26 protein-coding genes are annotated in these 26359 nt (G+C 62.6%); 15 read left to right on the top strand and 11 right to left on the bottom strand.

The features are described 5' to 3' along the window. Positions 1 to 47: 47 nt before the first annotated feature. Positions 48 to 626 carry a TetR/AcrR family transcriptional regulator gene (locus QWI20_RS15815; protein WP_369306280.1) on the bottom strand — a complete coding sequence of 193 codons (579 nt, stop codon included), beginning with the start codon at positions 624 to 626 and terminating at the stop codon, positions 48 to 50. 57 nt (positions 627 to 683) lie between these two features. Next, positions 684 to 3038 (bottom strand): FdhF/YdeP family oxidoreductase, encoded by a 2355-nt coding sequence (locus QWI20_RS15810; RefSeq protein WP_369306279.1) that lies wholly within the window; start codon positions 3036 to 3038, stop codon positions 684 to 686. Here QWI20_RS15810 and QWI20_RS15805 point away from each other — a divergent pair. Further along, positions 3037 to 3237: a hypothetical protein gene (locus QWI20_RS15805; RefSeq protein ID WP_369306278.1), complete on the top strand. Its 201-nt coding sequence runs from the start codon at positions 3037 to 3039 to the stop codon at positions 3235 to 3237. The genes QWI20_RS15810 and QWI20_RS15805 overlap by 2 nt on opposite strands. A gap of 47 nt (positions 3238 to 3284) precedes the next feature. Beyond that, positions 3285 to 5411 (top strand): mechanosensitive ion channel family protein, encoded by a 2127-nt coding sequence (locus QWI20_RS15800; RefSeq protein WP_369306293.1) that lies wholly within the window; start codon positions 3285 to 3287, stop codon positions 5409 to 5411. A gap of 50 nt (positions 5412 to 5461) precedes the next feature. Here the strand turns inward: QWI20_RS15800 and QWI20_RS15795 are convergent, their stop codons facing one another. Beyond that, positions 5462 to 9775 carry a DEAD/DEAH box helicase gene (locus QWI20_RS15795; RefSeq protein ID WP_369306277.1) on the bottom strand — a complete coding sequence of 1438 codons (4314 nt, stop codon included), beginning with the start codon at positions 9773 to 9775 and terminating at the stop codon, positions 5462 to 5464. 204 nt (positions 9776 to 9979) lie between these two features. Between QWI20_RS15795 and QWI20_RS15790 the strand changes: the two genes are divergently transcribed. Next, positions 9980 to 10864, top strand: a complete 885-nt coding sequence (locus tag QWI20_RS15790; protein WP_122536834.1) for a sugar nucleotide-binding protein — start codon at positions 9980 to 9982, stop codon at positions 10862 to 10864. Then, complete coding sequence (locus tag QWI20_RS15785; RefSeq protein ID WP_369306276.1) at positions 10857 to 11786, top strand: NAD-dependent epimerase/dehydratase family protein; 930 nt, start codon at positions 10857 to 10859, stop codon at positions 11784 to 11786. Before QWI20_RS15790 ends, QWI20_RS15785 begins: the two co-directional genes overlap by 8 nt. A gap of 82 nt (positions 11787 to 11868) precedes the next feature. Here the strand turns inward: QWI20_RS15785 and QWI20_RS15780 are convergent, their stop codons facing one another. The 5 genes from QWI20_RS15780 to QWI20_RS15760 all read right to left on the bottom strand — a co-directional run bounded on the left by QWI20_RS15780 (position 11869) and on the right by QWI20_RS15760 (position 15823). Beyond that, positions 11869 to 12555: an OmpW family protein gene (locus QWI20_RS15780; RefSeq protein WP_122536836.1), complete on the bottom strand. Its 687-nt coding sequence runs from the start codon at positions 12553 to 12555 to the stop codon at positions 11869 to 11871. A 113-nt stretch (positions 12556 to 12668) separates the two neighbouring features. Next, entirely contained in the window at positions 12669 to 13193 is a 525-nt protein-coding gene (locus tag QWI20_RS15775; RefSeq protein WP_369306275.1) for a DUF3299 domain-containing protein, read from the bottom strand. A gap of 10 nt (positions 13194 to 13203) precedes the next feature. Beyond that, complete coding sequence (locus QWI20_RS15770) at positions 13204 to 14469, bottom strand: ABC transporter permease (RefSeq protein WP_369306274.1); 1266 nt, start codon at positions 14467 to 14469, stop codon at positions 13204 to 13206. A gap of 1 nt (position 14470) precedes the next feature. Next, positions 14471 to 15181 (bottom strand): ABC transporter ATP-binding protein, encoded by a 711-nt coding sequence (locus QWI20_RS15765; protein WP_122536839.1) that lies wholly within the window; start codon positions 15179 to 15181, stop codon positions 14471 to 14473. Between the two features lie 63 nt (positions 15182 to 15244). Then, positions 15245 to 15823 (bottom strand): DUF2796 domain-containing protein, encoded by a 579-nt coding sequence (locus QWI20_RS15760; protein WP_369306273.1) that lies wholly within the window; start codon positions 15821 to 15823, stop codon positions 15245 to 15247. A gap of 174 nt (positions 15824 to 15997) precedes the next feature. Here QWI20_RS15760 and QWI20_RS15755 point away from each other — a divergent pair, with 174 nt between their 5' ends. Further along, entirely contained in the window at positions 15998 to 16351 is a 354-nt protein-coding gene (locus QWI20_RS15755; RefSeq protein WP_369306272.1) for a hypothetical protein, read from the top strand. A 160-nt stretch (positions 16352 to 16511) separates the two neighbouring features. On the opposite strand, the gene trxA is transcribed toward QWI20_RS15755, so the two are convergent. From trxA to QWI20_RS15740, 3 genes are all read right to left on the bottom strand, one after another. After that, entirely contained in the window at positions 16512 to 17384 is an 873-nt protein-coding gene (gene trxA / locus QWI20_RS15750) for a thioredoxin (protein WP_369306271.1), read from the bottom strand. Between the two features lie 103 nt (positions 17385 to 17487). Further along, a complete protein-coding gene (locus tag QWI20_RS15745) occupies positions 17488 to 18144 on the bottom strand; it encodes a methyltransferase (protein ID WP_369306270.1) in 657 nt (218 codons plus the stop codon). After that, positions 18141 to 18593: a hypothetical protein gene (locus tag QWI20_RS15740; RefSeq protein WP_237254191.1), complete on the bottom strand. Its 453-nt coding sequence runs from the start codon at positions 18591 to 18593 to the stop codon at positions 18141 to 18143. Before QWI20_RS15740 ends, QWI20_RS15745 begins: the two co-directional genes overlap by 4 nt. 174 nt (positions 18594 to 18767) lie before the next feature. Between QWI20_RS15740 and nrdR the strand changes: the two genes are divergently transcribed. The 10 genes from nrdR (at position 18768) to ribA (ending at position 26357) form a co-directional block, all read left to right on the top strand. Next, entirely contained in the window at positions 18768 to 19232 is a 465-nt protein-coding gene (nrdR, locus tag QWI20_RS15735; RefSeq protein ID WP_065988433.1) for a transcriptional regulator NrdR, read from the top strand. Between the two features lie 2 nt (positions 19233 to 19234). Then, positions 19235 to 20374, top strand: a complete 1140-nt coding sequence (ribD, locus tag QWI20_RS15730) for a bifunctional diaminohydroxyphosphoribosylaminopyrimidine deaminase/5-amino-6-(5-phosphoribosylamino)uracil reductase RibD (RefSeq protein WP_369306269.1) — start codon at positions 19235 to 19237, stop codon at positions 20372 to 20374. 46 nt (positions 20375 to 20420) lie between these two features. Then, a complete protein-coding gene (locus QWI20_RS15725) occupies positions 20421 to 21092 on the top strand; it encodes a riboflavin synthase (protein ID WP_369306268.1) in 672 nt (223 codons plus the stop codon). A gap of 17 nt (positions 21093 to 21109) precedes the next feature. Continuing rightward, on the top strand, positions 21110 to 22201 hold the full coding sequence (ribBA, locus tag QWI20_RS15720) for a bifunctional 3,4-dihydroxy-2-butanone-4-phosphate synthase/GTP cyclohydrolase II (RefSeq protein ID WP_192173801.1): 1092 nt from the start codon (positions 21110 to 21112) through the stop codon (positions 22199 to 22201). A gap of 147 nt (positions 22202 to 22348) precedes the next feature. Continuing rightward, the gene (gene ribE, locus QWI20_RS15715) at positions 22349 to 22825 is read left to right on the top strand and encodes a 6,7-dimethyl-8-ribityllumazine synthase (protein ID WP_037017809.1); all 477 of its coding nucleotides are present in this window, start codon (positions 22349 to 22351) and stop codon (positions 22823 to 22825) included. Further along, complete coding sequence (gene nusB, locus QWI20_RS15710) at positions 22822 to 23322, top strand: transcription antitermination factor NusB (RefSeq protein WP_369306267.1); 501 nt, start codon at positions 22822 to 22824, stop codon at positions 23320 to 23322. Before ribE ends, nusB begins: the two co-directional genes overlap by 4 nt. Before the next feature lie 37 nt (positions 23323 to 23359). After that, positions 23360 to 24325, top strand: coding sequence for a thiamine-phosphate kinase (gene thiL / locus QWI20_RS15705; protein ID WP_369306266.1), 966 nt, complete (start codon positions 23360 to 23362; stop codon positions 24323 to 24325). After that, complete coding sequence (locus tag QWI20_RS15700) at positions 24322 to 24831, top strand: phosphatidylglycerophosphatase A (protein WP_065988427.1); 510 nt, start codon at positions 24322 to 24324, stop codon at positions 24829 to 24831. The genes thiL and QWI20_RS15700 overlap by 4 nt, the downstream gene beginning before the upstream one ends. A 10-nt stretch (positions 24832 to 24841) precedes the next feature. Then, positions 24842 to 25633 (top strand): substrate-binding periplasmic protein, encoded by a 792-nt coding sequence (locus tag QWI20_RS15695; RefSeq protein ID WP_369306265.1) that lies wholly within the window; start codon positions 24842 to 24844, stop codon positions 25631 to 25633. A 106-nt stretch (positions 25634 to 25739) separates the two neighbouring features. Next, entirely contained in the window at positions 25740 to 26357 is a 618-nt protein-coding gene (ribA, locus tag QWI20_RS15690) for a GTP cyclohydrolase II (protein ID WP_369306264.1), read from the top strand. Positions 26358 to 26359 lie beyond the last annotated feature (2 nt).

The raw sequence follows: 26359 nt of genomic DNA, 5'->3' as shown, positions 1-26359 counted from the left end.
TGGACCTCCAGGCGGTGATGATTCGGTGGTGGGTGGGACGTTTGAGGCTAGGAACTGGAGCGCAGGCGCTGCTCGACCATCAGTTGCGCAACCGCCTTGGCGCTTTCTGCAGCGCTGTAGTCACACATGACGCGAGCGACGGTGATCGCGCCTTCCATGAGGATGAGCAGTTGTTTGGCAAGAGCTTGCGGATCGGCAATCCCAAGCTGCTCGCAGAGCCCCAGCGTGTAGTCCAACAGCTTCTGTTTGTGCAGTTTGGCGATCAGACGGACGGGATCTTGAGGGTCGCCGACTTCACCTGCCGTATTGATGAACGCGCAGCCGCGAAAGCCTTCGGACTCGAACCAGCCTTTGAGCACGTCAAACATATTCAGAATGCGCGCCTCAGGGGTGTCGGCCTTGTTTGATTCAGTCCGGAACCAGTCCATCCAGCGCACGTCGCGGGCGTTGAGCGCAGCAGCGGCGACGTCGTCTTTGGTGGCGAAATATCGATAGATGCTTTTCCTCGCGACGCCCGACGTCTTTACCAGAAGGTCCATGCCGGTGGCCTGGATGCCGTTCTGATAAATGAGTTGCTCGGCAGTCGCGAGGATTTTCTCGCGGGTGAGGTTCGTTGATGTATTCATGATCCAGAAGGTAGAACGTACGTTCTCCTGCGTCAAGCCGCTCATTTAAAAACAGGCTCACCGCACCTGATCGGACTCCGGCAGCGCACGTTTCAAATCCTGTGCGCTGGGTGCGGCCTTGGCCAGCGTAACGGGGATGGATTTAGCCGCAGGCACCTTGCTGCGTTCAGCGTGATGCCACAGCGGAACGAGTGGGTTGCACTCGGGGTAGTACGCTGCGCAGCAGTTTTCGGGGATGTCGTAGGCGATGATTTGCAAAGGCCCTACCGAACGCGTTACCTGTGGCTCGATGGCGGTGGTGACGTTCACCCAGTCTCCCGCTTTGAAGCCCAGTCTGAGGACGTCGTTGCGGTTCATGAAGATGACCGCGCGAGTGCCGCTAACGCCACGGAAGCGATCTTCGTAGCCATAGATCGTGGTGTTGAACTGGTCATTGCTGCGCAGCGTCATCAGTTGCAGCACGTCTCGGCGAGTGTGGTTCGGGTACACGTCATCGTCTTCTTCAAGCAGCTCGGGCGTGATGAACATTGCGCGGCCGCTCTCGGTTTTCCATTCACGCTTCGCTGCGGCAATGGGGCGATGAAAACCGCCGGTTTCCCACATGCGGGTTTCCATGTCGTGAAAAATTTCGGGGTAGACCTGAGCGATGCCCTGACGAATCAGCGCGTAATCGCGGCGCCAGGCGTCCCAATCGATTTGAGTGGTACCGGGTAACGTTGCCTCGGCGATGCCCGCGAGGATGGCGATTTCGGCGCGGGCGTGGGCGCTGGCCGGTTCGCTATTACCCTGCCAGGCCCGCACGCAGCCGGTGCTGTCTTCGGTGGTATAAACCTGCTCGACGCCGTTTTGTACGTCTTTTTCGATGCGCCCGAGGCAGGGCAGGATCCACGCGTTTTTCCCCGGAACCAGATGAGTGCGGTTCAGCTTGGTCGCGATCTGAACGTTCAGGTCCAACGTGTTCCAGGCCGGCTCCATGCGGGACGTGTCCGGGATCGCACGGAGAAAATTCCCGCCGAGCCCGATGAATCCGCGCACGCTCCCGTCCAGCAGTCCTTCGCAGGTCTCAACGGTGTTCAAGCCTTTTTTCGACGGGACCGAGAAGCCGTACAGTGCCTCAATCTTATCCACGGGAATCTTTTTCGGGTCTTCGGTAATGCCAACCGTGCGCTGCCCCTGCACATTGGAGTGACCGCGCACTGGGCAAATCCCGGCGCCGCGCTTGCCGATGTTGCCGCGCAGCAGGAGCAGATTCACCAGCATCTGCACGTTGGTCACGCCGCGCCGGTGTTGGGTGATGCCCATGCCGTAAACCAGCATCACGCGCTCGTGTCTGGCGTATACCGTCGCCACTGCCTCCAGCGCGCTACGGCTGAGTCCTGCCTGACGCTCGATGGTTTCCCACGGTGTTTCGAGCGCGCAGTTGCAGAACTCGGCAAAGCCTTCGGTGTGCTGGGCGATAAACGCCTGATCGATGATCCCGGGCTGACCCTTTGCCAGCGCCGCTTCATCCATTTCAAACAGCGATTTGGCGATGCCTAGCACAACCGCCGTGTCGCCACCGATCGCCAACTGATGGTATTGGGTGCTGATGACTGTCGACTTCGGCCCGAGCATCTCCACGGGGGACTGTGGATTGACGAAGCGCTCGAGGCCGCGCTCGCGGATCGGGTTGAACGTGATGATCGGCACGTCACGCTGCCGGGCTTCACGCAGTTGATGCAGCATCCGCGGGCTGTTGCTGCCTACGTTCTGGCCGAAAAACAGGATGCAATCGGTGTGCTCGAAGTCATCCAGGGTCACCGTTCCTACAGGCACCCCGATACTTTCCTGCAAGCCGACCGAGGTGCTCTCGTGGCACATGTTCGAGCTGTCGGGCAAATTGTTGTTGCCGTAGGCGCGGGCGATGAGCTGGTACATGAACGACGTTTCCAGCGAGGCCCGGCCCGACGCATAAAAAACCACGCTCTCCGGCGTCATGCTTTTCAGCTGCGTGCCAATGTCACGGTAGGCTTCCTCCCACGTGGCTTCCTGGTAGCGATCGGTCGTAGCGTTGTACCGCATGGGATGCGTGAGGCGGCCCTGTTGCTCAAGGTCGTAATCGGGCCACTGGCGCAGTTCGGTGAGCGTGTGGCGGGCGAAAAAGGCCGGATCGGTCTTGCGCGACGTCAGCTCCCAGGCGGTGGCTTTCGCGCCGTTTTCGCAAAACTCGAGGCTGTGGGGTTTGCCGGGCTTGGCCCATGCGCAACTGACGCAGGCGAATCCGCCCGGCTTGTTTTGCTTGATCAGCGGCAGCCCCGCTCGAATCGGCGCCTGCTCGCGCCAGAGGATCTCCATCACCGACTTCGCCGAGCCCCAACCGCCGGCGGCGGACGTGTAGGGACGGTAATGGGCTTTGGGATGGATGAGCGACATGGAGTTGATCCTCGGCGGAGCGGGCGCACTGGAGACAGTCGCCCTCGTTAAGGCTACGACGAAGCGGCTCGGTAAAGGTTCGTTACATTTGCTGGCGGGCGGACCGTCAACGGCCAACATGACGATTGCGTGCTGGAAACGAACTTGCCGGATGAAATTCGATCAGTTCCAGAGGGCCAATTTTTTCACGGTTCCCTGACCGAAGGAGTGACTCGCGTTTTGCCGAATTTCAAACCCTTTCTATTGCTGTGCCTGCTGTTAAGCGTTTGCAGCGTCAATGTTCAAGCCGCCGACGCCCCCGCCGCTACCACTGCTCCCGCTGCCGCACCTGCTGACCCGGCGCCCGAGGACCCTGCCAAAGCGGAGATTCTGGTCAAAGGCGGATTGCTCGGCGCCATCAGTTCCAGCATCGACAGCGTGCAAGACAAGCTCGATGTAGATGGCCACTTGCTCGACTCCTGGCGTCTGCGCGCCGACCGAGCCGCTGACGAGATCGACGCGCTGGTCAACAAACCGCAGTCGCGCTCAGCGTGGCGGATTGCCGGCGATTTCGTGATGCTGTCCCTGGTGTGGGCGGGCGCGTTCCTACTGCTCAACCGAATCGGCGCGTTTCTGGTCACTCGGTTATCACGGCATCGGTTCCTGATTCGCCGCGATCGCGTGGTCGGGGTGCTGGGCTATGTGCTGCCTTACATGGTGCCGGCGCTGATCTGCCTGCCACTGACCCTCTACGTCAGTCACTTCATGCCGACGTCGGTGGGGCGCGCGCTGGCGCTGTGTCTGGCGTACTCGACCAGCAGCGGGATTTTCTCCACATCCGTGCTGTTGTCGCTGATCGTGCTGTTCAATTCAGGCCACAAACGGCCGGCGGTGCGCATCATTCGTCACTACGCGCCGCACCCGTTGTTCATCATCGGCTTTCTCGCGGCGTTGAGCGACGCGCTGACCAGTCCGCAGATTGCCAGGCTGTTCGGCGGCAACGTGACCACCAGCATCGCCGCATTCACCGGGCTGATGGCGTCGATCATGTTTGGCATGGTCGTCATCCGCATGCGTCGGCCGATCGCCCATCTGATCCGCAACCGTTCCCTCGGCGCCCGGCTGGCGCGGCCCGCAGTGCAACAGACGCTGAAGATTTTCTCCAGCCTGTGGCACTTGCCGATCCTGCTGATGATTCTGGTCTCGGCGGTGAATCTGATCGGCGCCGGCGAAGGCAGCCAGGAAGCCTTGCGTTGCGCATTGCTGACGACGGTCCTGTTGATCGGCGCGGTGTTTCTCAGCACCTTGTTTCAGCACGTGTTCAAGCCCACCGAGGCGCGGACCGACAGTGTTTACAAGGAGCGTCTGCTGAGCCTGTTCCACGCAGTCATGCGTATCGCGCTGGCGATCGGCTTCATCGAGTTGCTGGGTCGGATCTGGGGTTTCTCGCTGTTTGAATTCGCCCAACGCAATGCGTTGGGCAAAGTGATCAGCGATTCGCTGAGCAGCATCGGTCTGATCCTGCTGGTGACCTGGCTGCTGTGGGTGGTAATGGACACGGCCATTCAGGAAGCCCTGAAGCCTCCGGCCAATGGACGTTCCGCGCGTCAGCCGAGCACACGGGTGAAGACCATCCTGCCGCTGTTGCGTAACGCGATGAAGATCATCCTGGTGGTGATCTGCACCATCACGACCATGGCGAACCTGGGCATCAACGTCGCGCCACTGCTGGCCGGTGCCGGGGTTGTCGGGCTGGCGATCGGTTTCGGTTCGCAGCAGTTGGTGCAGGACGTCATTACCGGACTGTTCATCATCATCGAGGACACCATCTCCATCGGCGACTGGGTGGTGCTGGATTCAGGCCACGCCGGCACAGTCGAGAGCCTGACGATCCGCACCCTGCGTCTGCGCGACGGCAAGGGCTTCGTGCATTCGGTGCCGTTCGGGCAGATCAAGGCGGTCACCAACCAGTCGCGGCAGTTCGCTTACGCCTTCTTCTCGTTCCAGTTCACCTACGACACGGACGTGGACGCGGCGACCTCGCTGATTCGTGAAGCGGGCCAGTCGATCAGCGACGACTTGCTGCTGGCGAGCAAACTGCAGGGCCCGCTGGAAGTGTTCGGACTGGACCGGATGGACATGAACGGCATTGTGATCACGGCGCAGTTTCGTACCTCGTCGGGTGGGCAGTATGCGGTGAGCCGTGCGTTCAATGATCGGCTCAAGCGACTTGTGGATAAGTCGGCTGAGGTGCGATTCGCGCAAACTTATCCACAACTGGTGATGAGCCCGCACAATCGTCAGGCACCTGAAGGGGAAGAGGGCGCAGAGCAACAAGCGCTGCCCGGCAAGTCATCGGTGGTGAACAAGGACGGGTCAGAAAGCCCTGCCTGAGATCGGGTCACAGCCAGTCGAGCGTCCTAACACGCCCCATTCGGCTGCGCTCATCTGAACAACCGGTCGCGCACCTGCAACATCAGCGCCTCATCCACCTCGCCCCAGTACTGCGGCTTGCCGGCGATGATGGCGGCGATGGGGATGCCGTCGCGGTAAACCAGCTTGTTGCCGACAATCGCCGGGACTTTCGCGCCGGGGAGCAGCGTCCCGGCGAGGTTGAGCGGGTCAACTCCGCTGACGGCAATCAAGCTGCCGTCCAGCGGGCGGTTGCGGACTTCGCGCAACAACGGGATGGCTTCGGGCAACGCGAACTGCTCACCGGCCAGGCCGGCAACGAAGCGCCCGCCGCGAATCTCTCCGCGAGCTTCAAGCCGATGGAACGTGCGCAGCAACTCGCGCCAGGTCGGCAGCCAGTCCGCCTCGCGTTCCAGCAGGCGCCAGAACACCACGCCGTATCGGCGTAGCGAGGTCATTGCGACATGCTCCAGCGTGTCGCCGTCGATCCGTTGCGACGCGCCTTCTTCCTTCGCCGGCGCGCGCCGCAACAACGCCCAGCGCCCGGCATCGTCCATGCCGCCAATGAAGGCGCCGCGATTGCGTCGGCTGGTGTGGCTGCTGCGTTTGCTTGCCGGGGTGATCAGCGCCCGCAGCCCGGCGAAACTGTCGGCATTGACCAGCCCGGCGCCCACCAATTCCTGCAGCGCCGTTTCCAGTTCAGCCCGCAGCAAGTGAGCTTCGGAGGTCAGCTCGTCGAAAAACATCGCGCCCTGGCTCGACAACACCTCATGAACCTTCTGCGCGCGCAGGGATAATTCGGTCGGCGCCGGCTGTTCGGTCAGCCCGGTCCACAGGCGAACCTGCGGTCGCGGCAGCAGCACAATCGGCGTACTGCGCAACGCAGCGCTGCCGACCTTGTTGGGGCTGGTCAGGCGCATCCACACCACCTTGCCGGACCGACACAGATCATCCAGCCAGATCGATGAATAGTCCTTCAAGCGTGCCGGAAGCAGATCACTGTCCCACGCGCCTGCGGCCGACGAGAATCCCTCCAGTTGCGCGACGACTTCGGGCAGCGCGGCTTTGCCCTGACTCTGGGTCGTGGCGGACAGATGCTGCCAGTCGAACAGGAATCGAGTGAAGTCCTGCAGCGACACCGGCTCGATTTCCCGGCGCAGGCGTTTGACCGTATACCGGTGGATACGCGACAGCAGATGCCGCTCGCACCATTGTTCCTCGCTCGCGTCAGGGCTGAACTGGCCGCGCAGTACGTAGCCTTCGTTCTCCAGCTGCGCCAGCGCCTGAGCGATCTCGTTCTGCGTCAGCGCCAGCGGCTCGGCAATGGCAGGAACCGTGAGCGGGCCGAAACCTCCCAGCCGCGCACGCACGATCTCGACCCGCGCGTCCTCCTCGCTCCACGCCTCGTCGAACCCGGCCAAGGCGGCTAACGGCGGGTGCATTTTGGCGGCGGGATAGATCGCCTGCAAACAGGTCAGCCGCTCCAGCGGAATCCACAGCGCCTGCTCCGGCGTGACCTGCAAACGCGTGCCCCGGCCGGAGCGGGCCAGGGTTTCCAGCCATTTCATCCAGTCTCCGTGCTCGCGGGCCTCAACGCCGGTGATGCATCCCAGGGTCATCAGCGCCTCGTGCATCTCATCCACATTTTGCGGCTGCGGCCAGGCTTCATCGGCCACCGCTTTGATCGCATCGACATCCAGCGCGCCGAGATCGTCTGTGGATTCCGGGTCGCTCCAGCGCCGATTGAGCACCGCCTGGGTGCGACGTTCTTCAAGCGGCGCGTTGTCGAGAAATGCATACGGTTTAGCGTTGAGGATTTCCGCCGCGAGCGGGGAGGGCGCGGGCAGATCGCGACTGACCAGACGCACTTCGCCGTTCTCCATACGCCGCAGCAGTTTCAGCCAACCTTCGGCGTCCATGGCTTCGTGCAGGCAGTCGTCCAGGGTCTGCTCGATCAGCGGATGCTCCGGCACATCCCGCTCGCCCACCAGATTTTCCAGGCAGGCGATCTGGTCCGGAAAGACCGTGGCGATCAGGTCATCGCTCTTGATCCGCTGCAGCTGGGGCGCCACTTTTCGCCCGCCGGTGTAACGCGGTAGGGCCAAGGCGACACCGGCGTTCCAGCGCCAGCGCACGCCGAACAGCGGCGCATCCAGCACCGCCTGAATCAGTAAATGCTCGGCAGTGGCGGAGTTGAGATAACGCCAGACTTCGTCCAGCGCAAAACTGTGCGCCGTGGACAGCGACAGCACGATGGCGTCCTCGCTGGCGGCGGCTTGCAACTCGAAGTTGAAGGTGCGGCAGAAGCGCTTGCGCAGCGCCAGCCCCCACGCGCGATTGACCCGGCTGCCGAACGGGGAGTGAATCACCAGTTGCGTGCCGCCGGACTGGTCGAAAAAACGCTCAATGACCAGCGTGTCCTGTGACGGCAGCGCACCCAGGGCCGAGTGCGCGCGGGCGAGGTATTCAATGATCTGCTCGGCGCTGGCGAGGTCCAGGCCCAAGGTGTTCATCAGCCAGTCGGTGCAGGCCTGAAGATTGCCAGGGTGGGCGCTGAGCTGCTGGTCGATGTCGGCCTGCAAGCGTGCGACGGCGAAAGACAATTCATCGCTGCGCCCCGGCGCCTCACCCATCCAGAACGGAATGTTCGGCGGCATGCCGTGGGCGTCCTCGACCCGCACGCGGCCGGACTCGATCCGCAGAATCCGGTATGACGTGTTGCCCAGCTGGAAGATGTCCCCCGCCGCGCTTTCCACGGCGAAGTCTTCGTTGACGGTGCCGATGTTGAGCGCCTGAGGTTCGAGGACCACGCTGTAATCGGCGTTGTCCGGAATCGTGCCGCCACTGGTGACCGCCGTGAGTTTGCTGCCACGCCGACCACGCAACGTGCGGGTTACCGCGTCGCGATGCAGGTACGCCGCGCGCACGCCCTGACGCCCGCTGTAGCCTTCGGCAAGCATGCTCAGCAGCGCCTGATAATGGGTTTCGTCGACTTCGGCGTAGGGCGAAGCCTTGCGGAACAGCGCCAGCAGGTCCTGCTCCTGCCATTCCTGACAACTCACCTCAGCAATGATCTGCTGCGCCAGCACATCCAGCGGCGCCTTGGGAATGACCAGCGTGTCGAGCTCGCCGCGACGTACACAATCGAGCAGCGCCGCGCACTCGATCAGATCATCCCGAGACACCGCAAACAGCCGCCCCTTGGGTGTGCCGCCTACGTGGTGACCGGAACGGCCGACGCGCTGCAAAAAGGAAGCGATGGAACGGGGCGAGCTGATCTGGCAGACCAGATCGACGTCGCCAATGTCTATCCCCAGTTCCAGCGAAGCCGTGGCGATCAACACCTGCAGATCACCGCGCTTTAGGCGCTGCTCGGCGTCGAGTCGTTGCTCTTTTGCCATGCTGCCGTGGTGGGCCGCTACCGCTTCTTTGCCCAGTCGCTCGCTCAGATGCCGCGCCATGCGCTCAGCGAGTCGCCGGGTGTTGACGAAGATGAGAGTGGTGCGGTGTTCGCGCGCCAACGCCGCCAGCCGGTCATAGACCAGTTGCCAGACGTCACTGGACATGACGGCGCTCAAGGCAACCGGCGGCACTTCGATGGCCAGATCCCGAGGGCGCGCGTGACCGATGTCAACGATGGCGCAAGGACGGCTGACCGGATCGCTGCCAGCCAGAAAGCGCGACACCCGCTCGATGGGTTTTTGCGTCGCCGACAGCCCGATGCGCAGCAGCGGTTTAGCGCACAGCGCCTGCAAACGCTCGAGGGTCAGGGCGAGATGACTGCCGCGCTTACCCGCAGCGATGGCGTGAATCTCATCGACGATAACGGTCTGCGTGCTCGACAACATGCGCCGGCCGGAGTCGGAGCCCAGCAGCACGTACAGCGACTCCGGCGTCGTGACCAAAATGTTCGGCGCGGTTTTGCGCATGGCGGTGCGATCTTTTTGCGGCGTGTCACCGGTCCGCACGGCGGTGGTGATGCGCAGCCCGGGCAGGCCTTGCTGGATCAGCTGCTCCGTGATGCCCGCCAACGGATTCTGCAGGTTGATCTGGATGTCGTTGGACAGCGCTTTCAGGGGAGAGACGTACACCACGAAGGTCTCGCTCGGCAGCTCGCCGCCGTGCCCCAGCCCTTGATGCACCAGATCATCGATGACCGCCAGAAACGCTGTCAGGGTTTTCCCGGAACCGGTGGGCGCGGCGATCAACGTGGACTCGCGGCGTTTGATCAGCGGCCACGCCTGGGCCTGGGCCGCAGTAATGGCCGGGAACGTGGAGCGAAACCACGCGCTGACCGCCGGATGAAAGGCGTCGAGCACCGGGTCGGGCGTCTGGGGAAGGTTCATTCGCAATTAATGCGGGCGCCGGTGGGTAGATGCAAGGGTCAGATGCTCAGGGGAAGACACAAGGGCGAGTGAGCGGCGACGGGTTTCAGGGGCGGCCGCCCGTGCGCATGCCCGCCGTTGTTGGGACTTGCCCGATGACGTGTTATGTTTGCGGACGTTTTTCACCTATTTTTAATCGACCTGAAGACTGAGCCTGCTGACTCTATGCGAATGCGCCTTATGCTGTTGGGCGGCGGGAATGCCCTCGGGCAGGCGTTGATTCGTCTAGGTGCCGAGGAGAACATTGGATTCCTCGCGCCGCGTCCACCCCAAGACGGTTGGGACGCGGCAAGCCTGACGCAACTGCTCGATGACACCCGCCCGGATGCCTTGATCAATCTCGCTTACTACTTCGACTGGTTTCAGGCGGAGCGAGTAAGCGCTGACAGGCTGGATAATCAGGAACGCTCCGTCGAGCGTCTCGCTGAACTGTGCCAGCACCACAATATCGTCCTCGTTCAACCCTCCAGCTACCGCGTGTTCGACGGTTCGCGGGCGACGGCTTACAGCGAAAAAGACGAGCCCGTGCCGCTGGGCTCCCGTGGCCAAGCATTGTGGCGCATCGAGCAAAGCGTGCGCGCCACCTGCCCGCAGCACGTGCTGCTGCGTTTCGGCTGGCTGCTCGACGACAGCGCCGAAGGTGTGCTCGGGCGCTTTCTCAGCCGCGCCGAATCCCCCGGTGAATTGCTGCTGGCGGACGACCGTCGTGGCAATCCGACCCCGGTCGATGATGCCGCGAGGGTCATCATTTCAGTGCTTAAACAGCTTGATTGCGCCGCGCCGCTGTGGGGCACTTACCACTACGCCGGCCATGAAGCGACCACGCCACTGGCGTTCGGTCAGGCCGTATTGACCGAAGCCCGTCTGCTGCGCCCGCTGGCAATCGAAACGCCGACCGCCCAAGCCCACGCCGCACGTCCGGACGCCAGCGAAGAGCCGCAGAACGCCGTGCTCGCCTGCAAGAAAATTCTCCACACTTTCGGTATCAAGCCACGCGCCTGGCGTGCTGGTTTGCCCAACCTACTGGACCGCTACTACCGCCATGTCTGATGCTCCTGTCCTCATCACCGGCGGCGCCGGTTTCATCGGTTCGCACCTGACCGACGCGCTGCTCGCCAAGGGCTACGCCGTACGCATTCTCGATGATCTTTCCACCGGCAAACGCAGCAACCTGCCGCTGGACAACCCGCGTGTCGAGTTGATCGAAGCTGATGTCGCCGATGCCGCGCTGGTGGCCCGCGCGGCGGTGGGTTGTCAGGCCGTGGCGCACCTGGCTGCCGTCGCGTCGGTGCAGGCCTCGGTAGATGATCCGGTGAAGACGCACCAGAGCAATTTCATCGGCACGCTAAATGTCTGTGAAGCGATGCGTCAGGCCGGTATCAAGCGCGTTGTGTTTGCTTCCAGCGCCGCCGTTTATGGCAACAACGGTGAAGGCGAGGCGATCACCGAAGACACGCCGAAGGCGCCGCTGACTCCGTATGCGTCGGACAAACTGGCTGGTGAGCACTACTTTGATTTCTATCGTCGCCAGCACGGTTTCGAGCCAGTTGTGTTCCGTTTCTTCAACATCTTCGGCCCGCGCCAGGATCCTTCTTCGCCGTACTCGGGCGTGATCAGCATCTTCGCGGAGCGTGCGGTAAACGGCCTGCCGATTGCGGTCTTCGGCGACGGCGAGCAGACCCGGGACTTCTTCTACGTCGAGGACCTGGTTGACCTCGTGGTGCAGGGCATCGAGATGCCGACGGTGGCAGAGGGCGCAGTCAATGTCGGGCTGAACGCGACGACTTCGCTGAACGAGCTGCTGGGCGCCCTTGCCGAGGTGGTCGGAAATCTGCCGCCGGTGAGCTACCTGCCGGCACGTTCGGGTGACATCAAGCACTCACGGGCGAGCAATCAGCGTCTGCTTGAGCGCTTCAAAGTGCCCGAGCCGACGCCGCTGAAAGTTGGGCTGGCCCGGCTGCTGGGGCGCTGAAACCCGCGCAGCAAAAAGGCACCGAGGAGGTGCCTTTTTTGTGCCTGCTGGTTCGGGCGCAAACGCTTCGAACTTCAAGCGATTAGAACTTGTAGCCCACGCCGACCATGTACACCCACGGATCGACGTCCACGTTCACTTTGGTCCGGCCGACGCCCAGCGCCGACGGGCCGTCCAGCGTGGCTTGTGTGTCGATGTCCACGTACCAGACGGCGGCGTTGACCATGATCTTGTCCGTCAGCATGTAGTCCGCGCCGATCTGACCGGCCCAGCCCCAAGAATTCTTGATGTGCAGGTTGTTCATGCCCTGGCCTTTGCGTTCGCTGCTCAGGTTTTCGTCGTAGAACCAGGTGTAGTTCACGCCGACACCGGCGTATGGCTGGAATTTCGACGTCGCGTCCATTGGGTAGTACTGCAGCGACAGGGTCGGCGGCAGTTGTTTCACGTCCGCCAGCTTGCCATCCAGCCCCGGGCCCAGGCCTTTGACCGCGACGGTGTGCTGGAAGGGCGTTGCCGCCAGCAACTCAAGGCCCACGTGATCGGTGAGCATGTAGGCGAAGGCCAGCCCCAGTTGGGTGTCGCTGTCCAGCGTCGCTTTGGTACCCGGGACTTTGGTGCCGTCCAGCTTCAGGTTTCCGCTTTCTTCGTTGGGCGCCGTCGTGGCAGCACCGGCGCGAATGATGAAGTCACCGGCCTGGTGGGCGTGAGCGGCGAGAGGTACACCGAGTGCAAGCGCGAGCAGGGGCACGCTGAGCAGGGACTTGTGCATGGGAGCTCCGTAAGGGCATAAAAAAGAGATGCCGTATGTTACGAAGCGTCTGGCTCGCGGTTTTTGACCTGGCTCAATGAAAGTGCAATTAGGGTGTGCCTGCTAACGGCAGCTCACTGCTCATCCGGCATTTCGTACACCAGAATCTTGTCCGCTTCCATCTGGTAGCCCGCATCGGCCAGTTCGGTGGTCGAGGATTTGACCTGCATCGGGCCTTCGATCCAGTAGGGCTGGTATAGCTCGTCCACCTTGACGCCCAGTTCGCTGGTCACGTGGACGATCTGATTCGGCGGCGGTGGAGGCACGTGAATGCAGGCGCCGAAATACGGCACCAACAGAAACTCCGTCACCCGGCCTTCCTCGCTGACTTCCAGCGGCACGATGTAACCCGGCAGACGCACTCGCTCGCCGTCCAGCGACTTGACCACCGGCGCATGGGGCGCCAGTTGATGGGCGGCGGGCGCGGACTCGACTGACAGGGTGTCCGCCATGCTCGACAGGTTATGGATGGGCGCGGTGATCAGCTTCACGGGCGGAGCGTCGGGCGGGATCATCTCCTGCCACGTCAGCACGCGCAGGTCCTGGGCCCACAACGGCGTCGCGACGATCATCAACCACAGCACCCAACCCATTCGCATCACAACGACCTCATAAACGAATCGACAGCCCGTCTGCCAGCGACTGGCGGTAGGCTCGCCACGCGGGCACGGTGCCCATCAACACGGCAGCGCCGAGAATGCCCGCCAGCAGCGTCCATTCGTAGGTGCTGGGCAGTGACAGCGGCAGGTACAAGCCGTAATTGGCCTGCACGTAACCCTGCGCGGTGGCAATGCCGATGTAAAGCAGCGCCAACCCGCAAACCGATCCTCCCAGCGCCAGGGCAAACGCTTCCAGCACCAACAGACTGGCGATGTGCCAAGGGCGTGCGCCCACCGAGCGCAGAATCGCCATCTCCCGACGCCGCTCGTTGAGGCTGGTGAGAATCGCCGTCAGCATGCCGATCAGCCCGGTCAGCACCACAAACAGCGAAATCACGAACAGCGCTTTTTCAGCCGTGCCCATCAGGCTCCACAGCTCCTGCAACGCCACCCCCGGCAGAATCGCCAGCATCGGCTCGCCGCGGAACTCGTTGATGTCGCGCTGCACGGCGAAGGTCGCAATCTTGCTGTTCAGCCCGAGCATGAACGCGGTGATGGCGGTGGGCGTGAGGTCCATGTTGCGTGCCTGATCGGCGCTGATTCGCCCGGCGCCTTGGGCGGGGACGCCGTTGTGCCAGTCGATGTGAATCGCTTCCATGCCGCCGAGGCTAATGTGCAGCGTGCGGTCCACCGGCGTGCCGGTGCGTTTGAGAATGCCGACGACGGTGAACGGCTTGTCGTCATGCTTGACCAGACTCACCGTCGCGACGCCGTGGGCCAGCACTAGCTTGTCGCCCAGCTTGTAATGCAGCGCGTCCGCGACTTCCGCGCCGAGCACCACTTCGAACGGGTCGGTGGCGAACGGCCGGCCGTCGGCCAGCTCCAAGTGCTGCTGACGACCGTACTGGTAGTGCTCGAAATACGATTCGTTGGTGCCCATCACGCGATAGCCGCGATGGCTGTCGCCGAGGGAAATCGGGATCGCCCACTTCACCTGCTTGCTGTTGGCGAAGTGCTCGAAACTGTCCCAGCGAATGTTGTTGGTGGCGTTGCCGATGCGGAACACCGAGTACAGCAGCAGGTTGACCGACCCCGAGCGAGCGCCGACGATCAGGTCCGTGCCGCTGATGGTGCTGGCAAAACTGGCGCGTGCTTCGGTGCGCACCCGTTCGACCGCCAGCAGCAGGCAGACGGAGAGGGCGATGGCGAACGCGGTGAGGAAGGCAGTGAAGCGGCGGTTGGCGAGGCTGGCCAGCGCCAGACGAAGAAGATACATCTCAAACCTCTGCGGCGACGGCGGCGCGATTGAGTTCGGCCAGCGACAGATTGCGATCGAACAGCGGCGCCAGGCTCTGATCGTGGCTGACGAACAGCAGGCTGGCGCCGGCCTCCCGGCATTCGGCGAACAACAACTGGATGAACGCTTCCCGGGCGTCGGCATCCAGCGCCGACGTCGGTTCGTCAGCGATCACCAGCTCCGGCTGGCCGATCAGGGCGCGAGCGGCGGCGACACGCTGCTGCTGACCAATGGACAGCGAATCGGCGCGGCGGCTAAGCATTTCGGGGTCTTTCAAGCCCAGGTGAGCGAGCAGGGTTTCAGCCGCTTTGTCGACGCTGCCGTGGCGTTGCGTCGCCCGCTGCGTGCGTAGTTTGGAAAAGCGGCACGGCAGCTCGACGTTCTCGCGCACCGACAAAAACGGCAGCAGGTTGAACTGCTGGAAAATGTAGCCCGTGTGGTCGACACGAAAACGGTCCCGCGCCCCTGCAGAGAGCTGCGTCAGCTCCTGACCGAGCAGGCGAACGCTGCCGCGACTGGGGCGCTGCACGCCGCCCAGCAAACCGAGCAATGTGGTTTTACCGCTGCCGCTGGGGCCTTTGAGAAACAGGGTTTCGCCGGCATCGAGGCGAAACGCCGGAATGTCCAGCAGCTGCGGATGCCCCGGCCAGCTGAAGCCGAGTTCGGACAATTCAATAAGCGCTTGAGTCATGGCCACACGTACGTTTGAAAAGTGATCGACCGGGAAGCCCGGTCGCTGATAGAGCGGCGTTGGTTAAAACTTGACCACCGGATTGCTCGGACGCACTTCAGCGCCCATCTGGTGTTTCGGTGTCACCAGCTGCACCTGAATGGTCTGGGTCGCAGGGAAGCTTTTGAACAGCTGGGTCAGATCGAGCTTGTTGAGCACGTTCGGCGCGCTGCAGGTGAGCTGATAGTGGCCGTGAATTTCGCTGTGCTCGTGTTCAGCCGCGTCGCCATCGGCGTGCTCGTGATCGTCGTCATCCTTGTCGCCGAACAGCGTGCTTTCCACCCGCTGTTTGGTCGCGGTGCATCCGGCTGCCTCCGGGAGACTGAACAGGGCATGGGGCTTGAGCAGGGTTTCCTTGGCCAGGGCCAAGGTCATCTTGTCAGCGTCGGTGGTTGCCGGGTGCTCGAAGCCGACGATGTTCATCGCCGGCGTGTCGAGTTCCAGTTCCAGCGTACGACCGTCCAGCGCCATATCCAGCCGCGCGACACCGTGCACGTGCGCGCCGAGACTGCCGTGCTCATGATCGTGGTCATGTTCATCGGCCGCGTGGGCAACGGCGAGGGGCAGCAGGGCAAAGGGCAGGGCGAGTAGCAAAAGACGCATAGGGGAAAGCTCCGGAGGCGAGTCTGAAATTTGTTATGTAATCTTATAACAATAAATTGTGCCGGTTCTTAACTTTTTATTCAGCCCTGTAGGCGCGTGGGCTGTCAGGGATCACGTGCAGGTCGCCAATTCCTGTGGGACCATGCCGGTCCGCCCTATCAGAGGACACACCCCATGCTGCGAATCCGTGGAACCGTCGGCGATCTGCCGGTGGATCTGACTGTGGAAATGGACGACGCCGACTGGGCACGGCTGGGCATTCAGCTAGGCGCGCAGGTGCAGGCAACGTCGGCGCCGGTTGATACGTCCGTCAAGCCTGCGGCCAGTCGCAACGATGCTGTTTGGGATATCGCTCAAGAACTGTTGCGCAAAGCGGGACATCTGACCGGGCCGGATCTGCTTGGTCAGCTGGAAGGTCTGTCGGGCAGCACCGCTGCGGGCAAACGCCTGATGGTGCGGATGCGCCACAGCGCCAACGTGAAAGTGGAAAGCCAGGGCGACACGCCGGTGTATCACTGGGTTGAGTGACATGCCTCAGCCTCACCATGCCTACTGATGGGCATCCTGGCCATGTGGGAGCGACCGGGGTGGCGTTCCACCTTGCTCGCGAAAGCGGTAGTCCCGAAACATGTTCGAGCCTGACACACCGCCTTCGCGAGCAAGCTCGCTCCCACAGGGTTTAGCGCTGTCAGTAGAGCGCCGCAAACAACCGACGACGATACGTAGTCACCAGCGGGTGATCATTCCCCAGCAAGTCAAACACCTGCAGCAGCGTCTTGTGCGGCTGGCCTTCGTTGTAGCTGCGGTTGAGGATGAACAGCTTGAGCAGTCCCTCCAGCGCGGCTTCGTATTGCTGACGGGACAATTGCTGGATCGCCAACTGGTGCGCGGCTTCATCGTCCTGCGGGTTCTGCGCCAGGCGCGACTTCAGCTCGGCGACGTCAGGCAATGCGGCGGCTTCTGCCAGGAACGTCAATTGCGCCTTAGCCCCGGCCAGCGCGGCTTTGTGCTCATCGCTTTTCACCGCATCCAGCACCGTGCGGGCTTCCGTCAGCTCGCCGCGTTCGGCCAGGCAGCGCGCGTACAGAATCAGCGCGGCAGCGTTGGTGTTGTCTTCGCTGAGGATGGTCTGCAGCACCGCTTCGGCTTCGGCGAAATGGCTCTCGGCGAACATCGCCTGCGCGGTTTTCAGCGGGTCGGCGGCGGCCGGTGGCGGCATCTGCACATGGGGTTCAAGCAGCGCGCGGATTTGCGATTCAGGCTGGGCGCCAGAGAATCCATCCACCGGCTGGCCGTCCTTGAACAGCACCACGGTGGGCAGGCTGCGAATGCCGAAGCGCGCCACGATGTCCTGTTCAGCGTCGCAGTCGACCTTGGCCAGCAGCAATTCGCCCTGATAACTCTCGGCAATCTGTTGCAGCAGCGGCATCAGCACCTTGCACGGCGCACACCACTCGGCCCAGAAATCCACCAGCACGGGTTTGTGAAAGGAATTTTCGATGACCATCTGATCGAAAGTGGCGGTGGTCGCATCGAAGATGTACGGCGTGTCCTGGCTCATCGCGGGTCTCGAAAAAAGGCTTGATGGCGCGAACTATAAAGCGCTGGGGGGATTGTCGGAAGCGGGGTTGATGCCTGCCGCACAATTGCGCTTGCGAAGCGAGTCATGACCTGACCGCATGATAAAGGCTCACTCTGCGAAACTCCCACGGCTCGGCCAGGTCAGGCAGCGTCAGCGCCTCCAGAACTCCCAGCGGCGTATACATCGGATGCTGAAAGTCCCGCACCCGGGAATCGGCCACCAACGCCTCTTTTCCGCGACTGAGAAACTGATCCAGCAGCGGCAGGTTGGCGCGGTCGTACAGCACGTCGGCCACCAGGATCAGGTCAAAACGATCTTCCTCGGCGAAGAAGTCGTCCGAATACTGAAGCGTCACGCCGTTCAGCTCAGCGTTGGCTCGGCAGGCCTTGATCGCCAGCGGATCAAGATCACAGGCGACGACTTCAAGGGCCCCGGCTTTCATCGCCGCAATGCCTGCGACGCCCGAGCCCGCGCCGAAATCCAGCACCCGCTTGCCCGCGACCCACTGCGGCTGCTCGGCGAGAAAGCGCGCCAGCGCCAGGCCACTGGCCCAACAGAAACTCCAGTAGGGCGGGTCTTCGAGAATGCGCCGGGTTTCGTCGGGGCTGAACGCACGATCCATATTGTTCGCGTCGATCAGCCACAGCTTCAGGTCCGTACCCGGCAGCGCTTCGGCACCCAGTTGCGCATCGCCCAGCAGTTCGCCCAATGCGGCTTGCAGGTGAAGCGGAGCGGTCACGGTGCGGGAGCGAATTGCAGCTGACCCAGCGCCTGAGTGGTGGGCTGGGTGATCAGCACGGACGGCAGATGCAGAATCAACTGACCGGACTTGCTGGCGCGGCCGCGCAGTTCGACACGCGCGCCCACCGGGAAGGCTTCTGGATTAAAACGCAGCTGGAATGGCAGCGACTGGTTGTTGCCGATCAACTTGGTGCTGGTCAGCAGCTTCTGCGGGCGATTGCGATCGTCAATCACCAGCAGCGCCAGCTCGACCTCTGCGCCGGCCGGCACGCCCAGCAACTGGCCGCTCAATTCACGCTGGAACGGCTGCAGCGGACCTTGCCCTTCCGGTAGCGTAATGGCGTTGGGCGCAGGTTTGGCGGGCGCCGCAGGTTTTGGCGCCTCGGCCGTGCTGCACGCAGCGAGCAGGCCCACAAGGCTGATTACAGCAAGCGTACGTAGCGTCATGAACAGCTCCAGACAAAGCAGAATGCGGGCGAGATACGCACGGGATGGCGCAGTATCGCTGAGTGCGGCGGGTTTCACCGCACTGAATGCGCGTCTATATACCTTAAAGCCCCGGACTTGTCTTGCCAGCGAGATGCGCTACCATGGCCCTCCCTTTTTTTGTTGCCTGCCACCATGCACTGTCCCTTTTGCGGTGCCAACGACACCAAAGTCATTGACTCGCGCCTCGTTGCTGAAGGCGATCAGGTTCGCCGCCGCCGCGAATGCGTCGCTTGCGAAGAACGCTTCACCACATTCGAAACCGCTGAACTGGTTCTGCCCCGGCTGATCAAGCAGGACGGCAGCCGTCAGCCCTTCGACGAAGAGAAGCTGCGCGCCGGCATGCAGCGCGCGCTGGAAAAACGCCCGGTCAGCGTCGAACGTCTCGAAGCGGCCCTGGCCCACATCAAAAGCAAGCTGCGTGCGACCGGCGAGCGCGAGGTCAAATCGCTGATCGTCGGTGAGCTGGTGATGGGCGAATTGCAGAAGCTCGACGAAGTGGCCTACATCCGCTTTGCTTCTGTTTATCGGCGGTTTCAGGACCTCAACGAATTCCGCGAAGAAATCGACCGACTGGCCCGCGAGCCGGTTAAAGAGTGAGCATGACCTCGACAGAGCAAGGCGTGCTCGACGCAGCCTATATGGCGCGGGCGCTGGAGCTGGCGCGCAAGGGCGTCTACTCGACGCACCCCAACCCGCGTGTCGGCTGCGTGATCGTGCGTGATGGCGCAATTGTCGGCGAAGGCTGGCACGTCCGCGCCGGCGAGCCCCACGCCGAGGTCCATGCGCTGCGCGAGGCGGGCGACAAGGCAAAGGGCGCCACCGCGTACGTCACCCTCGAACCCTGCAGCCATCATGGCCGCACCCCGCCGTGCGCCGACGCGTTGGTCAATGCCGGTGTGGCGCGTGTGGTCGCCGCCATGCAAGACCCCAATCCCGACGTCGCCGGCCGTGGCCTGTTGCGATTGATGAACGCCGGGATCGCGGTGCAGGGCGGCGTGCTCGAAAGCGAAGCGCGGGCGCTGAACAAAGGCTTTCTCAAGCGCATGGAACATGGCCTGCCGTACGTGCGGGTCAAGCTGGCGATGAGCCTCGACGGACGAACGGCTATGGCCAGCGGCGAAAGCCAGTGGATCACCGGCCCTGAAGCGAGATCTGCCGTACAACGCTTGCGTGCGCAGTCGAGCGTCGTGCTGACCGGCGCCGATACCGTGCTCGCCGACAACGCGCGGCTCACCGTGCGCCCTGACGAGTTGGGCCTGAACGCCGAACTCACTGCCCTGGCCGCGACCCGACCGCCGTTGCGCGTGTTGATCGACGGGCGTTTGCGGGTGCCCCTCGATGCGCCGTTCTTTACAGCGGGCAACGCGCTGGTGGTGACCTGCGCGGCAGCGTCAGCACGGGGGCGCTACCACGACGAAGGCCACGAACTGCTGGCGCTGCCCAGCAGCGGCGGGCATGTCGACCTGCGCAAGTTGCTGGTTGAACTGGCGGCCCGTGGCGTCAATGACGTGCTGGTCGAAGCCGGTCCCAAGCTGGCCGGCGCGTTTACCCGGCTGGGCCTGGTGGATGAATTTCAGATCTTCGTGGCGGGCAAGTTCATGGGCTCGTCGGCCCGACCGTTGCTGGACATCCCGCTGGCGCAGATGAGCGAGGCGCTCGAACTCAAGATCGTCGAAATGCGCGCGGTCGGCAATGACTGGCGAGTCATTGCGATACCCGCGTCGCACCCCGGCGTATAATTCCGGCTTCCGCGCTCAGCGCTGGCCCTGTTTTCCAGGAGCACCCATGTTTACCGGCATCATCGAATCCATCGGCAGCATCCGCGCCATCACTCCGAAAGGCGGCGACGTCCGCGTTTACGTAGAGACCGGCAAGCTCGACCTTTCCGACGTCAAACTGGGCGACAGCATCGCGGTCAACGGCGTCTGCCTGACCGCCGTTGAATTGCCAGGCGACGGCTTCTGGGCCGACGTCAGCCGCGAAACCCTGAACGTCACTGCGTTCGTCGATCTGAAAACCGGCAGCCGGGTCAATCTGGAAAAAGCCCTGACCCCGACCACGCGCCTGGGCGGCCATCTGGTCAGCGGCCACGTCGACGGCGTTGGCGAAGTGCTGGCCCGTGAAGAAAACGCCCGTGCGATCCAGTTCCGCATGCGCGCCCCCCGCGAGCTGGCCAAGTACATCTCTCACAAGGGCTCGATCACCGTCGACGGCACCAGCCTGACCGTGAACGCCGTCAACGGCGCCGAGTTCGAGCTGACCATCGTCCCGCACACGCTCGCCGAAACCATCATGGGCGACTACCGCCCGGGCCGTAAGATCAACCTGGAAGTCGACCTGCTGGCGCGTTACCTCGAGCGTTTGCTGCTCGGTGACAAAGCGGCCGATCCGACGCCGGCCCAGGGCGGCAATATCAGCGAAAGCTTTCTGGCCGCCAACGGCTACCTCAAATCCTGAATCGAAGGGGGTGCCGCGTGGCGCTCAACAGCATCGAAGAACTGGTTGAAGACATTCGCCAAGGCAAGATGGTCATCCTCATGGATGACGAAGACCGCGAGAACGAAGGCGATCTGATCATGGCCTCCGAGTGCGTCAAGGCCGAGCACATCAACTTCATGGCGCGTTACGCCCGTGGCCTGATCTGCATGCCGATGACCCGCGAGCGCTGCGAAACCCTGAAACTGCCGTTGATGGCGCCGCGCAATGGCTCGGGCTTCGGCACCAAGTTCACCGTCTCCATCGAAGCCGCCGAAGGCGTGACCACCGGGATTTCCGCCGCCGACCGCGCGCGCACCGTTCAGGCCGCTGCTGCCAAAGACGCCAAGGCTGAAGACATCGTCAGCCCGGGCCACATCTTCCCGTTGATGGCCCAAGCCGGTGGCACACTGTCCCGCGCAGGCCATACCGAAGCGGCCTGCGACCTGGCGCGCATGGCCGGTTTCGAGCCGACCGGCGTGATCTGCGAAGTCATGAACGACGACGGCACCATGTCCCGTCGTACTGAACTGGAAGCCTTCGCGGCCGAGCACAACATCAAGATCGGCACCATCGCCGACCTGATCCATTACCGGATGATCCACGAGCGTACCGTTCAGCGGATTGCCGAGCAGCCCCTCGACAGCGAACTGGGCCATTTCAATCTGGTGACCTACCGCGATTCCGTCGAAGGTGACGTGCACCTGGCGCTGACGCTGGGCAAGATCTGCGCGGAAGAAGCCACGCTGGTTCGCGTGCATAACATGGACCCGCTGCGCGACCTGTTGATGGTCAAACAGCCCGGCCGCTGGAGCCTGCGCGCTGCTATGAAGACCGTGGCCGAGGCCGGCAGCGGCGTCGTGCTGCTGCTCGGTCACCCGCTCGATGGCGACACGGTTCTGGCCCATGTGCGTGAAACCGCCGGCGGCACGCCGATCAAGACGCCGACCACTTACAGCACCGTCGGTGCCGGTTCGCAGATCCTTCGTGACCTCGGCGTGCGCAAAATGCGCCTGATGAGTTCGCCAATGAAGTTCAATGCGATATCCGGTTTCGATCTGGAAGTTGTAGAATACGTGCCCTCCGAATAAAGACCGGCAGGTGACGGGCCCCGACAGCGTTCAGCCGTGGGTGGTTCTGGTCCCTGCAGTCGCCCATTCGTGGCCTAAAATCCCTGAGAGCGCGCGTCCGATGCGCGCTCTCATGCTCTTTAATACGAGAACACGAGACTCAGCCGAATGACCCTGAAGACCATCGAAGGTACCTTCATCGCCCCCCAAGGTCGCTATGCCCTGGTGGTTGGCCGCTTCAACAGCTTCGTCGTCGAAAGCCTGGTGAGCGGTGCCGTTGATGCCCTGGTTCGCCATGGCGTGAGCGAAAGCGACATCACCATCATCCGCGCACCGGGCGCGTTCGAAATCCCGCTGGTTGTGCAGAAGGTCGCTCAACGCAGCGAATTCGCCGCCATCATCGCGCTCGGCGCCGTCATTCGTGGCGGCACCCCGCACTTTGAATACGTCGCTGGCGAATGCACCAAGGGCCTGTCCCAGGTGTCCATGGAGTTCGGCGTACCGGTCGCGTTCGGCGTCCTGACTGTCGATTCCATCGAACAGGCGATCGAGCGTTCCGGCACCAAGGCCGGCAACAAAGGCGCTGAAGCTGCCCTGTCCGCCATCGAGATGGTCAGCCTGTTGGCGCAGTTGGAGGCCAAGTGATTAACGACGAAAGCGATCAGTTCAACCCGCGTGATCCACGTGCGGCAGACGCGGGCAAGCCATCCAAAAGCGAAAAGCGTCGTGCGGCTCGCCAGATGGCGATGCAGGCCCTTTACCAGCGCCACATGGCTGGCCAGTCGCTGAACGAAATCGAAGCACAATTCCGCGTCGACAACGACTTCACCTCCGTCGATGCCAGCTATTTCCACGACATCCTCCACGGTGTTCCGGGCAATCAGGACAAGATCGACGCGGCGCTGGCGCCATGTCTTGACCTGACCATCGACGAGCTGGACCCGGTTGAGCTGGCGGTTTTGCGTCTATCGACCTGGGAGCTGCTGGAGCGCATCGACGTGCCGTACCGTGTGGTCATCAACGAAGGCATCGAGCTGGCGAAAGTCTACGGTTCGACCGACGGCCACAAGTTCGTCAACGGCGTGCTCGACAAGCTGGCTCCGCGTCTGCGCGAAGTCGAAGTGAAGGCGCACAAGCGCTGAGGCGTCTGGGTTTCTCCAGAACCTGAGCGTCTCCGCCATGGGCGAGTTCGAACTGATCCGCAATTACTTTGCCGCTGCGCCCTGCGCGCAGCCCGGCGAAGGCGTTGCCTTGGGGATCGGCGACGACTGCGCCCTGTTGTCGGTGGCCACTGGCGAGCAACTCGCTATCTCCACTGACACGCTGGTTGCCGGGGTGCATTTCCCGGACGTCTGCGATCCTTTCCTGCTTGGCCAGCGCGCACTCGGCGTTTCGGCCAGCGACCTGGCCGCCATGGGCGCCAGTCCCCTCGCATTTACCCTTGCTCTGACCCTGCCGCAGGTTTCCGCCGACTGGCTGGAAGCGTTCGCCCGCGGTTTGAACACCATGGCCCAAGGCTGCGGCCTGCGCCTGATCGGCGGCGACACGACGCGCGGGCCGTTAAGCCTGACGGTCACCGTTTTCGGCACCGTTCCCACCGGGCATGCCCTGACCCGAAGCGGCGCCCGGCCCGGCGATTTGTTGTGCGTGGGCGGTCCGCTGGGCGACGGGGCCGGAGCGCTGCCGTTGGTGTTGAACCAGCGCAGCACCGAGGCGTCTACCACTCAGGCCTTGCTGGCGCGTTACTGGTCGCCGCAGCCGCAGTTCGAGCTGGGCATCGCGTTGCGCAACAAGGCCAGCGCGGCGCTGGACATCTCTGACGGACTGCTCGCCGACTGCGGACACATCGCCACCGCATCGGGCGTGCGCTTGCTCGTTGAGCGTGAAAAAGTGCCGATGTCTGACGCGCTGCTGAGTTTTTTCGGGCCTGATGCGGCGTTGGATGCGGCGCTTGGCGGGGGCGATGACTACAGACTGGCCTTTACGTTGCCGCCATCATGGCTGGCTGAACTTCAGGCTGCTGGCTTGCCTTTTTTCGTTCTGGGTCGGGTGGTCGAAGGCCACGGCGTGGCGCTGATTGACGCACTTGGGCAGGACGTCACCCCGTTGACTCGGGGCTATCAACATTTTCAGGAGACACGGTGACAGATCATCCCAATCAGGTTCCGGCGGAAAACGTTCCTCCGTCCGTATGGACCAATCCGTGGCATTTCCTGGCCTTCGGTTTCGGCTCCGGCACACTCCCCAAAGCGCCCGGCACTTGGGGCTCAATGGTCGCCGTACCGTTCATCCCGCTGTGGCAGATGCTGCCGGACTGGGGCTATTGGTTGATGCTCGGCCTGACCATGCTCTTCGGCTTCTGGCTGTGCGGCAAAGTGGCCGACGACCTGCGCGTTCACGACCATGAAGGCATCGTGTGGGATGAAATGGTCGGGATGTGGATCACCCTGTGGCTGGTGCCCGAGGGGTGGGTCTGGCTGCTGGTGGGTTTTCTGGTGTTTCGCTTTTTCGACATTCTCAAGCCTTGGCCCATTCACTGGATAGACAAGCACGTTCACGGCGGCGTTGGCATCATGCTCGATGATGTCCTGGCCGGCGTTTTCGCGTGGCTCGCGATGCAAGGGCTGGTCTGGTTGTGGGCTGTGATGTAGGTCTGCGCTCATGAGGCGTTCAGGCGTGGGATGGCTGCTGGGTCTGGCATTGCTGATGACGAGCGTCTGGATGACTGCCGACGCGGCAACCCCTGCATCTGTGCCCGACAAGCCCTCCGACATCCTGCTGGTCAGCGAGCACTGGATTGGTTACACCGAAACCGACGGCACGGGGCTGGGCTGGGACCTGATGCGGGAGATCTTCGAGCCGGCCGGCGTCAAGGTCGAGCAGCGCATCGAGCCCTACACCCGCGCGGTCGGGCTGGTGCAGCGCGGCGAGGCCGATGCCTGGATTGCTGCCTACAAGGATGAAGTCGAGGGCACGCTTTACTCAAAGTGGCACTACGACAATGACGAGATCTACACGCTGGGTCTGGCGTCGAAGCCGCTTCCTTCGCTGCAGACGCTGGGAAAATATCGTCTCGCCTGGGTGCGTGGCTACGAGTTTCAGCACTATCTGCCCAACGTCACGCACTTCAACGAGGTCGCCCGGCGCGATCACATTCTGCCGATGCTCGAATACGGGCGCGCGGATCTGTACATCGATGCCAAGCCGGAAATGGACTTTGTCCTCGCCCAAAGCGACGATCCTCAGCGTTATCGGCTGACTTATCTCACGTCCATTCCGTTGTACCTGAGCTTTGCTGATACCCCGCGAGGGCATGCGCTGCGGGATCTGTTTGACGTGCGGATGGGCGAACTTGTGCACAGCGGCAAGCTGCGGCCGATCTTTGCACGCTGGAAGCATGCGTATCCGTTCGACACAGACGGTCGTCAATCTGTTACTGACGCTGCCCACTGATCAAGCGCGTTGATCTGATTGGCCAACAATTCAGCCTAAGCGTCTGCCGGAACCTGCTGTTACAATGTTGCGAATTTCCAGCCCTCATACTGATCAGGAGCACCCGGTGCCCGTCGTATTTGTCGCGGCTTCCAAGCTGCCTACCCCCTTTGCCACGTTCAAAATGAATGGCTTTCTCGAGCAGGAAAACGGTCGCGAGCACGTCGTGCTGACCCTCGGCGATGTGTCAGATGGCGCCTCGGTGCTCGGCCGCGTGCATTCCGAATGCCTGACCGGTGACGCGCTGTTCAGTCAGCGCTGCGATTGCGGTTCCCAGCTTGAAGCGGCGTTGCGCGCTATCGCCACCGAAGGCCGCGGCGTGTTGTTGTACCTGCGCCAGGAAGGTCGCGGCATTGGCCTGATGAACAAGATCCGTGCCTACGAACTGCAGGACGGCGGTGCCGATACCGTAGAAGCCAACGAGCGCCTGGGCTTTGCCGCTGACCAGCGCGATTACGGCATTTGCCTGCCGATGCTGGAGCACTTGGGCATCAAGTCCCTGCGTCTGATGACCAATAATCCGCGCAAGGTCAAAGCGCTGACAGACATGGGCATCACCGTAGCCGGGCGTGTGCCGCTGCACACCGGCCACAATCCGCACAACAAGCTCTACCTGGCGACCAAGGCCGGCAAGCTGGGTCACATGATGGGTAACGAGCATCAGAGCGAAGTCGATCCGGCGTGATG

This window comes from Pseudomonas sp. W2-17 (assembly GCF_041060445.1).
GTDB lineage: Bacteria > Pseudomonadota > Gammaproteobacteria > Pseudomonadales > Pseudomonadaceae > Aquipseudomonas.
This window is presented reverse-complemented; position numbering and strand designations above follow the sequence as displayed.